The organism is Simplicispira sp. (assembly GCF_028687295.1).
Classification (GTDB): Bacteria; Pseudomonadota; Gammaproteobacteria; order Burkholderiales; family Burkholderiaceae_C; genus Simplicispira; species Simplicispira metamorpha.
Genome location: NZ_JAQUAL010000017.1, coordinates 1 through 11853, shown reverse-complemented (window position 1 = coordinate 11853; position 11853 = coordinate 1). Strand labels below are relative to the sequence as shown.

Genomic DNA, 11853 nt, shown 5'->3' with positions numbered 1-11853 from the left:
GCCCAAAAATTCAAAAAAGCGAAATAATTAGAAATATCCATTTCGCCTTTATCGAAACTATCCCACCGTGCGCCCTGCCGTTTTGCCACCATGACCCTCAAACAGCTGGAAGCCTTTTACTGGGCCGCTACCTGCGCCAACTTCACCACGGCGGCGCAGCGGGTGCATTTGTCGATCTCATCGCTGTCCAAGCGCCTGACGGAGCTGGAGCAATCGCTGGGCCGCACCCTGTTCGACCGCAGCGGCCACCGCGCCACACTCACCGAGGCGGGCCAGGCGCTGCTGCCCCAGGCGCGCCAGTTGCTTGAAGCCGCTGCCGCGCTGAAGGCGGGCACGGCGGCGCCGCAGGGGCTGTCGGGCCGCTGCACGTTTGGGGTGGGAGAGCTGACGGCGCTGACCTGGCTGCCCAAGCTGGTGGCGCTGGTGCGCCAGACCCACCCGGCCCTGGTGCTGGAGCCGCGCGTGAACATTGGCAGCGCACTGGAAGACGGCCTGGAGCGGGGCGAACTCGACTTTGCGGTGATTGCCGGACGCTCCTCGCGCAGCGGCATCGCCTCACAGTGGCTGACCGAGGCACGCTTTGTCTGGACGGCCTCGGCCAGCGTGGTGGGCAACGCCCGGCGCATGTCGCCCGCGCTGCTGGAGCACGCAGCCCTGGTCACGCTGCCTGCCGGTGCGGGCACCACGCGCATCCTGGACGACTGGCTGCTGGCCCAGGGCATTACCGCCGAGCAGCGCCTGACCTGCAACCACTGGGGCGCCATCGCCGGTCTGCTGGTAGAGGGCATGGGGATTGGATTTTTGCCCGAGGGCTGGGCCTGGGCGCTGGCGCAGCGCGGGCGGCTGCGCATTCTGGAGAGCAACCCGCCCCTGGCCCCCCTGCCCTACGCTTTCCAGTGGCGGCGCGACAACCTGCGCCCGCTGGTGCCCCTGCTGCGCGAGCTGGCGCTCCAAACGGCAGACTTTTCGGGTGCCAGCCAGTTGTTTTAGGGCGCCACCAGCGCCCATCCCTGCACAGCGCCCTGCTATAACCGCCCTCTTTCGAGAACAAAGGGGATAGGGCCCATGCCTGACCAACCACAACCCGCCTTGCACACGCTGCTGCTCCACCTGCTGCCCGCAGACCACACCACCGTGGGCAACATCACACTGCTGGAGCAGTTTCTGGCCGCAGCCCAAGCCGCTGGGCACCAGCCCCCCGCCACCGAAGACGACTTCAAAATCGCGCGCGAAGCGCTGGTGGCGGCGGGCCTGGCCGTCAAAGGCAAAGGGCGCGGGGGCGCCACCGCCCGGGCCACCGGCGCGCAGCGGCCCGACTTTGCGCTCGACGCCCCCACGGCTCCCGCCCCGACCCCGACGGCAGCCGCCAAGCCCCCCAAAGCCGCCAAAGCCAAACCCACACCGGCGCAGCCCGACACCGGCGCCGCCCAGGTGCTGGCCTACCGCCACCCCGACCGGCGCAAAAACAACCCCGAAGTGGGCCTGGTCAACACCGAGAGCGACCCCGAGCAGCCCAAAACCGCCTGGGCCTACGACCCGCACCTCGATCCCGCGCTGCAGTTCGACAGCGCCAGCGCCCAGGCAGATAGCCTGATTGCCGACGCCCTGGCCGGCAACGACCCCGCCGCCATGCGCACTGCCCTGCAAACGCTGCAACGCATGGGCGCGCCCTATTTGCAATGGACAGGCAAGGCCGAGCGCACCACGTTTGAGGTGGACACCGTGAGCCTGCATGTACACGAGCGCATCGACGCCATGAGCATTTTGAGCAGCGTGGGTAAGCGCCAAAACGCTATTAAATCAATAGCTGGTAGCGCAAGTGGGACGGGCGCTGGAGGCCAAAAACACCCAAACTTCTTCCAACCCGGCTTGTTCGAGGCCCCGTTCGAGAGCGTGCCCCTGCGCGCGGCGCTGGATTTCTACAAGCACGACCGCGGCTGGGCCAACCGGCTGGTCGCTGGCGACAGCCTGCTGGTGATGAACAGCCTGGTTAATAAGGAAGGCATGGCCGGGCAGGTGCAGATGATCTACATCGACCCGCCCTACGGCATCAAGTACGGCAGCAACTTCCAGCCCTTTGTGGGCAAGCGCGACGTGAAAGACCGGGCCGATGCGGATTTGACGCAAGAGCCGGAAATGATCAAGGCCTTTCGCGATACCTGGGAGCTGGGCATTCACTCGTATTTGACGTATTTGCGCGACCGGCTGTTATTGGCCAAGGAATTGCTAAGTGATTCGGGTAGCGTGTTTGTGCAGATTTCGGATGAGAACTTGCACCACGTTCGGGAACTAATGGATGAGGTTTTTGGGTCGAGTAATTTTTGTGGGGTTATTACTTTCTCAAAAAATAGCGGAGCAACCGATGCCCTGCTTGCAACTACTTCCGATTTTTTGGTTTGGTATACAAAAAATCGCATTTCTGCAAAGTATCGTCAGCTCTATCACGATAAGTCCGCAGGTTCTGATCTTGCGGAGCGCTATGACCAAGTTCTTGAGCAGGATGGACGTGAGCGGCGGCTATCTCAAACTGAGTCGCAGAACAGTGAGTTACTCCCACCTGGCTCAGATTTGTTCACGCTTCAGCCAGCTGTTTCTCAGGGGTTTCGGCCTGCCACTTCCGTGCCATTTTCAATGAGAGGTTTTACCTGCGACATTGGAAAGCAACGAAATTGGAAGACTTCAATCGTCGGAATGGAGCGGTTGTCCCAAGCTGGGCGCTTGACGGGCTCCGACCGGATGATTTATTACAAGCGCAGACTTTCGGATTTCCCCGCTTATGCCATTAACTCGGCATGGTGGGATACGCAAGATCGATTTTCCAAAGATTACGTCGTTCAAACTGTTCCGAAAGTCATCGAGCGCTGCATGCTCATGACCACCGACCCCGGCGATTTAGTGCTAGACCCCACCTGCGGCTCCGGCACCACCGCCTATGTCGCCGAGAAATGGGGCCGCCGCTGGATGACCTGCGACACCTCGCGCGTGGCCATCACGCTGGCCAAGCAGCGGCTGATGACCGCCAGTTTTGATTACTTTGCGCTGCGCTACCCCAACGAGGGGCTGCGGGGAGGATTCATCTACAAAACCGTGCCCCACGTCACACTCAAAAGCATTGCCAACAATGCCGAGATTGACGCCATTTACGAGCGCCTGCACCCCGGCATCGCCACCGCGCTGGCCGACCTGAACGCCGCGCTGCACGCCCACGCCCCGGCGGCGCCCTTCCCCGTGACCGAAGGCGCGCGCAAGGGCCAGAAGCTGGCGCTGGGCGGCAAGGGCCAGGACTTGCAGGAATGGGAAGTACCGTTTGATCTGCCACCCGACTGGTCGGCAGCGCTGCAAGTGCCGCTGGCCCAGTTCCACACCGCCCGGCAAAAAATGCAGGCCGAAATGGATCGCAGCATTGCCGCCCATGCCGACAGCGAAACCCTGTTCGACCAGCCCGAGCGTGACAAAGGCAAGCTGCGCGTGTGTGGCCCCTTCACCGTTGAGGCGGTGCCCTTTCCTACTGTGCTATCACTAGATGAGCTGCCCGCGCTTGCTGGGCAAGGGCTAGAGGCCGATTTGGCTGATAACAGCCTGGCGCGCAGCGGCCACACCAGCCGCCAGCACACCTGGCGCGATGAACTCTTGAAAACCGGCATTCGCGGCAAGGGCGGGCAGATGCTGCGCTTTGCCGAACTGGAGGTGTTGCCCAGCACCACCAGCGTGCATGCCAGCGGCAGCCTGGACACGGGAGAGCGCGTAGTGGTGAGCTTTGGCCCTGAACATGGCGCGCTGGAGCAGCGCCAGGTGGAGCGCGCTTTGAGCGAGGCGGGCGAGCTGTTCCCCCGCCCCAAGATGATCGTGTTCTGCGCCTTTGCCTTCGACCCCGAGGCGGCCAAAGACATCGACGCCCTCAAGGGCATCACCGCGCTGAAGGCGCAGATGAACACCGACCTGCTGACCGAAGACCTGAAGAAAGCGCGCAGCAGCAACCAGAGCTTCTGGCTCATGGGCCAGCCCGATGTGCTGCTCTCCGCCCTACCCGATGGCCTGTGGCAGGTGGAGGTGAATGGCTTTGACTATTTCGACACGGCCAAGGGCGAGCTGGTGTCGGGCGGCAAGGCAAGAATAGCCGCCTGGCAGCTCGATACCGACTACGACGGGCGCAGCCTGTTTCCGCACCAGGTGTTCTTCCCCATGGCGGGCAAGGACGAGGGTTGGATGAAGTTGAAAAAAGACATCCGCGCCGAGCTGGATACGGATCTGCTGCAAGCCTTCACCGGCACCGTATCGCTGCCCTTTGCCGCGGGCGACAACCGCACGGTGGCCGTGAAAATTGTGGATGACCGAGGCATTGAGTCGCTGAAGGTGATGCGGCTGGGTGCCAGCGCACCAGGGGGGCACTGAATGGCAACGCGCAAAACCAATCGCCTGAGCATGCAGCAGGTGGGGCCTATTCGGGGCGCGGATGTGACTTTTGGTGACCTCACGGTCATCGTTGGCCCGCAGGCCACGGGCAAGAGCATTTTTTTGCAAACGCTCAAGCTGGTGCTGGACCGCGACCACATCCACGACACTTTCCGCCACCACAGCGTGGCCTTCAACGGCGACAGCAGCGCTTTTCTGGGCGGCTACTACGGCAAGGGCATGGCGGCAGCGTGGAACAAAGACGCTTCCCAATTGCGCTGGAACGGCAAACAGGCCACGTTGCCTGACCTGGCAAAACCCAGCAAGGGCAAGCAGCGCCAGGAAAAGCTGTTCTTCATTCCAGCCCAGCGGGTGATGAGCCTGGCGCGCGGCGTGACGCAGAACTTTGGCCAGTTCGACTATGGCGACCCGTACACGCTGCGCTATTTCAGCGACACGGTGCATGACCTGCTGCAAAACGAGTTGGGCGCCAAGGGGGAGCTGTTTCCGCAGCCGGGCCGCCTGAACGACACTCTGCGCAAACCCATCACGCAGCACCTGTACGGCACGGCCAAGCTGGCGGTGGATGCCAAAGATTTCACCAAGCGCCTGGTGCTGAATGTGCCGGGGCACCAAGAGGGGCTGCCCTACACGGCCTGGTCGGCGGGGCAGCGCGAGTTCACGCCGTTGCTGCTGGGCCTGTATTGGCTGTGCCCTGCGGGGGCCAAAACCCGGCGGGATGAGATTGAATGGGTGGTGATTGAAGAGCCCGAGATGGGCCTGCACCCGCAAGGTATCGAAGCGGTGCTGCTGCTGGTGCTGGAGCTGATGAAGCGCGGCTACAAGGTGGTGCTGTCCACCCATTCGCCCGTGGTGCTGGATTTGGTGTGGGCGCTGCAAGAGTTCAAGCAATTGGGTGGCAGCGAGGCTGATGTGCGCAAGCTGCTGAACTTGCCCGCCAGCGCCTACGCCAAGGAACTGGGCAAAACCGTGCTGCAAAAAGACTACCGCGTGTATTTTTTCAGCCGCGACAACCAGGCGCACGACATCTCAGGTCTGAACCCCGGCGCTGAGGCGCTGGCCGAAGCCGAATGGGGTGGCCTGGTGGGCTTTGCCAGCCGTGCCGGGCAGGTGATTGCGGACGTGGTGAACCGCGCAGCGGCCGCCCCTGCGCCGCAACGCCGCACCGATGCCCCCACCCCTGCCAAGTCCACACCATGAGCCGAACCCGACAACGCGCCACCCCCCAGGGCGCCAACGCGGCCATGTTTTCAGCGTTTGAACAAGCCGCAGGCGCCGCCAAACTGGGCACTGCAGCGGGCAAAAGCGCCGTGGATAAACGCTACCGCCCACTGATCGACAGCAAAGACGCCAAAACCCGCTTCACCGGCAGTGTGGACATGGACGCAACCTTCAGCCCCACCGAGCCCGACGCCCACCGCTGGGACTTTGGCCTGGGCGTGCAAGTACCCGGCCAGCCCGAGTGCGCCATTTGGGTGGAGCCGCATTCCGCCGCCAGCACCGGCGAGGTGAAAACCATGCTGGCCAAGCTGGACTGGTTGCAGGCCAAGCTCCAGCAGCCTGCGTTTGCACAGCTTCAGGCCTTGACGCAGGCGTGTGCGCGCCAAGGCATTACGCCCTTTCACTGGCTGGCCACGGCCCATGTGGCCCTGCGCCCCGGCAGCCGCGAGGCACGCCTGCTGGCCCAGCGCGGGTTGCACCTGCCCCGCAGCAAGGTGGTGATTTGACATGACTGCACCCACTTCCCTCATCATTAATTCAGCCTTCACCGAACCGCAGCAGCATTGGGCCGAGAACCCCGACCGCACCCTGCGGCTGGAGCCAGTGCGCCGCCCGGCAGGCTACGAAATCATCGACACGCGCGAGAACACGCGGCGGCAGGTTGCCATTCCGCTGGTGGACACCATCCGCGACCGGGTGCGCCAGTGGCGCGCGGATGGCTGGCCCGGCACCACGGCGGTGACGCTGGCGCTGCTACAGCATTGGTGGGATGCAGACAAGGTGTCACGCCGCCAGTACCCGTTCTACTTTTGCCAGCTGGAGGCCATCGAGACGCTGATCTGGCACCTGGAGGCGCTGCCTGAATACCGCCAGGGCATCTACATCCAGGGCGACGGCGGTGACTTTGAGCGTCTGTGCAACAAGATGGCCACCGGCAGCGGCAAAACTACGGTGATGGCCATGCTCATCACCTGGCAGGTGCTGAACGCGCTGACCTACCCCAAGTCGCCCCGCAAATATTCGAGCGCCATTTTTCTGGTGGCGCCGGGCCTGACGGTGAAGTCGCGCCTGCAAGTGCTGCGGCCCGGGCATGAGGCCAATTACTACGATCAGTTTGAGCTATGCCCTTCCGAGGCGCTGCGGCAAAAGCTCAACCGCGCCGACATCCTGATCGAGAACTGGCACACACTGATGCCGCTCAAAGAACAAGAGCGCTCCGTGGTCAAGAAGGGCAAGGAGAGCGACGAAGCTTTCACCCGCCGCGTGCTGGGCCCGCTGGCCAATGCCAAGAACCTGGTGGTCATCAACGACGAGGCGCACCACGCCTACCGCAAGCCCGCCGACATCAAGGTGAGCAAGGCCGATGCCGAGGCCTTTGGCATTGACCTGGACGAGGCCACCCGCTGGGTGGAAGGGCTGGATCGCATCCACAAAACCCGGCGCATTGCGCGCTGCTTTGACCTGTCGGCCACGCCGTTTGCCCCCACGGGCCGTAACAACACCGAAGCGGGCCTGTTCAGCTGGGTGGTGTCGGACTTTGGCCTGAACGATGCCATCGAGGCCGGGCTGGTGAAGACGCCCCGCGTGGTGGTGCGTGACGATGCTCTGCCCAATGCGCAAACGCTGCGCCCCAAGCTCTACCACCTGTACCGCGAGCCCGATGTGGCCGAAGACCTGAACCGTAGGGCCGAAGCCCACGAACCCCTGCCCGCGCTGGTGCAGCAGGCCTACACGCTGCTGGGGGCCGACTGGCGTGCCACGGCGGCCGACTGGGCGGCGCAGGGGCACCTCTCACCGCCGGTGATGCTGACGGTATGCAACCGCACCGAAACCGCAGCACGGGTGGAGCACTATTTCACCAAGGGCCATGCGCAGTGGGCCGAGCTGCACGATGCTCAGCGCACGCTGCGGGTGGATTCCAAAGTGCTGGAAAAAGCCGAGCTGGGCGAAGCTGCGTCAGCGGACAAAGACTATGACGCGCGCCTGCGCTCCATCGTGCAGGCCGCGCGCATTGCGCCTGCCAACAAGGAGCGCTGGCTGGCCAGTAACACCAAGAAAGAAGAAGTGCTGCGCGAACTGGTGGACACGGTGGGCAAACCTGGCCAGCTGGGGCAAGACCTGCACAACGTGGTGTCGGTGGCCATGTTGTCGGAGGGCTGGGACGCCAAGACGGTGACGCACATCATGGGCCTGCGCGCCTTCACCAGCCAGCTGCTGTGCGAGCAGGTGATTGGCCGCGGTCTGCGCCGCGTAGCCTACGACATCGACCCGAAAACGGGCCTGTATGCGCCCGAGTTTGTGAACGTGTTTGGCGTGCCGTTGTCAGTGGCTATGCCGCCCGGTGGCGATGGGCCGCCACCCCCGCCGCCCAAGCCCAGCGTACAGATAAAGGCCTTGCCTGAGCGGCAGGTGCATGAGATCAAATGGCCCAACATCCTGCGGGTGGATCAGGTGGTGCGGCCTCAGCTGGTAGTGGAGTGGAGCAAGGTGCCGCCGCTGACGATTGACCCCGCGAAGGTGGCGCTGCACGCAGACATTGCCCCTGCGCTGGGCGGCGCAGCCGACTGGAGCCAGATCACAACCATCGACCTGGAGAAATTGCCCGAGGAGTTTCGGCTGCAGCGACTGGTGTTCAAGGCGGCGCAGAAGGCATTTGAGCAGTTGCAAGACCAGTTCAAAGGGCAGCGGGAATACCTGCTGTTTCAGTTGGTGCGGCTGGTGGAGACATTTCTGGCGTCGGGCAAGATCGACATTCCTTCACTGTTCCACCAAGACCCGCTGCGCCAGCGGATTTTGTTCTCCATGCACATGGACGCCATCGTTCAACACCTGATGGCCTATGTGATCGAGCAGAACACCTTGCGGCTGGAGGCGGTGTTTGATGGCGAGCGGCCTGTGGGCAGCACCCGCGACATGCGCACCTGGTACACCACGCGCATAGCCGAGCCCACGCAGCGCAGCCAGATCAGCCACATCGTGGTGGACAGCGGCTGGGAGAAATACGCCGCCAACGTGGCCGAGACGCACCCGGATGTGGCCGCCTGGGTAAAGAACGACCACCTGGGCTTCCACATCCTCTATTTGTGGAACGGCACCAAGCGCAAGTACATCCCTGACTTTTTGGTGCGATTCACATCGGGCAAGACTCTGGTGCTGGAGATCAAGGGCGAAGACTCACCGCAAGACCAGGCCAAGCGACGCGCGCTGGAGCAATGGGTGCAGGCCGTGAACGCGCATGGCACCTTGGGCCACTGGGCCTGGGATGTGGTGGTGGGCAGCGCAGCGGGGCTACAGGATGTGATTGCCCGGCACGCAGCGCCAGGTGCGGCGCAGTGACGGTTCACCTGCCGCACCACCCCGCCAGCGCTCAACCCGCCACCAGCGCGTCCAGCACCCCCGCCTGAAAGTGGCGCGCCACATAGTCGGCCATCCCCTCGAACACGCTCTCCAGCGTGGGCACGGCGGCGCCGAACAGGGCTTGCAGCGCGGCGGGGTCTTCCAGCAGGCCGTGCAGGTACAGGCCCAGCACATTGCCCGCCGGGTTCTGCCAGGCCAGGCCCGGCAACACCTCGCGGGCCACATCGCCCTTGGCGGCCATGGCCGGGTGCTGGGCGGTCTGGCCATGGTGGATTTCGTAGCCAGACACCGTGGTGCCTGACAGCCCCGCCCACGGCCCGGCCAACACATCGCCAAAGCACGCCTGCGTGTGGCGCACGGTTTTGGCGCTCTCGAACACCGTGACCAGCGGCAGCAAGCCCAGACCGGGGCCGTTGCCGTCGATGCCATCGGGGTCAATCAGCGCCTCGCCCAGCATTTGCAGGCCACCGCAAATACCCAGCACGGCACCGCCCCGGCCTGCGTGCGCGGCAACGGCGCTGTCGAGCCCCTGCACGCGCAGCCAGGCCAAATCGGCCGCCGTGGCCTTGGAGCCGGGCAGCACCACCCAATCGCCGGGTTGCAGCCCCCCCAGGTCGGCGGGGCTGCGCGCCCACAGCAGGCGCAGGCCGGGCACGTTCTTGAGCGGCTGGAACTCGTCGAGGTTGCTGATGCGCGGGTAGGCGATGACGGCCACGGTTTTGCACACCACACCAGCGGCCACGCTGCGGTCATCAAACACGCCATCCTCTTCCGGCAGACCGTGCTGCCACCACATGGGCAGCGTGGCCACGGTGGGCACGCCGGTCAGGTCTTGCAGCATCTGCGGCGCGGGGGCCAGCAGGCTGGCGTCGCCCCGGAACTTGTTGAGCACAAAGCCGTGGATCAGCGCGCGTTCCGCTTCGGGCAGCAGCGCCCAGGTGCCGTACAGGTGGGCAAAGGCGCCACCCCGGTCGATGTCGGTCACCAGCAGGCAGCGTGCGCCCACATGGCGGGCCACGCGCATGTTGACGATGTCGCTGGCGTGCAGGTTGATCTCGGCGGGCGAGCCCGCGCCCTCGATGACGACCACGTCGTTCTCGGCCCGCAGGGCGTCGAGCGCGGCGGCAATCTGCGGCCAGACTTTCTCGCTGCGGCCGCGCCAGGGCATGGCGGTGAGTTCTGCGCTGACCTGTCCCATCAGCACGACCTGGCTGTGCGTGTCGGCCTCGGGCTTGAGCAACAGCGGGTTCATGCGCACCTCGGGCGTGGCGCGCGCGGCCAGGGCCTGAAAGTATTGGGCGCTGCCGATCTCGCCCAGCGCGCCGCCCGGGCCGCCCCCCCCGGCACCGGGCGCGCTGCCGAAGTCGGGGTGCGCCCCCCCGGGGGGCAGCGCAGCACCCGCAGGGGCCAACGTGGGGGCCACCACCACGCGGGCGTTGTTGCTCATGTTCTGCGCCTTGAAGGGCGCCACCTTGAGGCCCTGGCGCGCGTAGTAGCGGCACAGCGCGGTGGTCAACCAGCTCTTGCCAGCGCCGCTGGTGGTGCCCAGCACCATCACGCAGCGCGCGGGGCCAGGGGTGGTGGGATGCAGGGGTTCAGTGGCGGTCATGGGTTCAGAAGGCAAAGGGCGGGGCTGTCATTCCAGCAGCCCGCGGATCAGGGGCAGCGCCAGCTCGGTGGCGCGCTCGCCTGCCTCGATGGCCACGGCGCCCCGGTGGAAGTCCATCGCCGCCATATCGGGCAGGCGTGGGCGGATCATGGCGTCGGCAGGCTCACCGGCCAGGCGGCTTTGCGTGATGCGCACCTGCATGATGTTGAGGCTGGCGCTCATCACGCCCAATAAAGAGGGCATGTTGTGCGGCACCTGCGGGCCTCCAGCGGGCCGAAAGCGCGCCAGCAGCGCCTCCATCATGCCGCTTTGGGCCAGGGCTGCGGCGGCCTGTACATCTTTCACGGGGCGCCTGCGCCGCGCCACCAGCTCCCAGTTCAAATCCACCGCAATGACGATGTCGGCGCCCATGGCGCGGCACAGTGACACGGGCACGGGGTTGACCAGTCCGCCATCGACCAACAGGCGCCCCTCTTGCAAGGCCGGGGTGAACAGGCCGGGCAGCGCGATGGAGGCGCGCACAGCATCGATCACCGAACCTTCGCGCAGCCAGACCTCGCGGCCACTGGCCAGGTCGGTGGCCACACAGCCAAAGGGCCTGGGCAAATGCTCTATGCCCGGGTCGGCATAGCGCGAGCGGAAAAATGCTGCCAGCTTGCCGCCCGCCATCAGGCCACCGCCCATTTTCCAGTCCACCAGACCAACCACTGATTGCCAGGTCAGACCACGCACCCACTCCTCGAAGCGCTCGTGCTCGCCGGTTGCATAAGCAGCCCCAACCAGCGCGCCAATCGACGTGCCGCACACGATGTCGGGAACGATGCCCGCGCGCTCCAGCGCCCGGATCACGCCCAGGTGCGCCCAGCCGCGCGCCGAGCCGCTGCCCAGTGCCAGACCGATGCGAGGGTGCTTGGGGTGCAAAAAACTCTCCTGAAGAAGTGGTGGCGCTGGCGGTGACACGGGCGCCTGTTCGGCGTTGCGGCGGATGGGGCAGTTACCAGAATTTACCGCGTTCACTCTTCACCGGTAGATGACAGCTTCCTGCGCACCGGAATGTCATCGTTGTAGCCACGCCCGCCGCAGCGCTGCCTGCGCCTGCGGCGCCAGTACGCCCAGGCGCCAGTGACCGGGCAAACCGAACGAGGCACAGTCGCGCACCTTGATGCCCTGCGCGCGCAGGTGCGCCAGCAGCGCGGGCCAAGCTGGGGAGGAGGCTTCCGTGCCAGCCTCTGCACAGGCCAGGTCGCGGGCCA

7 protein-coding genes and 1 pseudogene are annotated in these 11853 nt (G+C 65.0%); 5 read left to right on the top strand and 3 right to left on the bottom strand.

The annotated features are described in order from the left end of the window. The first annotated feature begins 90 nt into the window (after positions 1–90). From PHX69_RS03645 to PHX69_RS03625, 5 genes are all read left to right on the top strand, one after another. Positions 91–990, top strand: coding sequence for a LysR family transcriptional regulator (locus tag PHX69_RS03645; RefSeq protein ID WP_288042404.1), 900 nt, complete (start codon positions 91–93; stop codon positions 988–990). 75 nt (positions 991–1065) lie between these two features. After that, entirely contained in the window at positions 1066–4392 is a 3327-nt protein-coding gene (locus PHX69_RS03640; RefSeq protein ID WP_288042402.1) for a site-specific DNA-methyltransferase, read from the top strand. Next, on the top strand, positions 4393–5613 hold the full coding sequence (locus PHX69_RS03635; protein ID WP_288042400.1) for an AAA family ATPase: 1221 nt from the start codon (positions 4393–4395) through the stop codon (positions 5611–5613). After that, positions 5610–6140 carry a hypothetical protein gene (locus tag PHX69_RS03630; protein WP_288042398.1) on the top strand — a complete coding sequence of 177 codons (531 nt, stop codon included), beginning with the start codon at positions 5610–5612 and terminating at the stop codon, positions 6138–6140. Before PHX69_RS03635 ends, PHX69_RS03630 begins: the two co-directional genes overlap by 4 nt. Position 6141: 1 nt before the next feature. Then, positions 6142–8970, top strand: coding sequence for a BPTD_3080 family restriction endonuclease (locus tag PHX69_RS03625; RefSeq protein ID WP_288042397.1), 2829 nt, complete (start codon positions 6142–6144; stop codon positions 8968–8970). Positions 8971–9001: 31 nt separating this feature from the next. Here PHX69_RS03625 and PHX69_RS03620 read toward each other — a convergent pair whose 3' ends face one another. The 3 genes and pseudogenes from PHX69_RS03620 to PHX69_RS03610 form a co-directional block, all read right to left on the bottom strand. After that, positions 9002–10600: a cobyric acid synthase gene (locus tag PHX69_RS03620; protein WP_502958466.1), complete on the bottom strand. Its 1599-nt coding sequence runs from the start codon at positions 10598–10600 to the stop codon at positions 9002–9004. A gap of 27 nt (positions 10601–10627) precedes the next feature. Then, entirely contained in the window at positions 10628–11521 is an 894-nt protein-coding gene (locus tag PHX69_RS03615) for a patatin-like phospholipase family protein (protein WP_288042396.1), read from the bottom strand. 135 nt (positions 11522–11656) lie between these two features. Continuing rightward, a pseudogene (locus tag PHX69_RS03610) lies at positions 11657–11853 on the bottom strand (hypothetical protein); the annotation flags it as partial.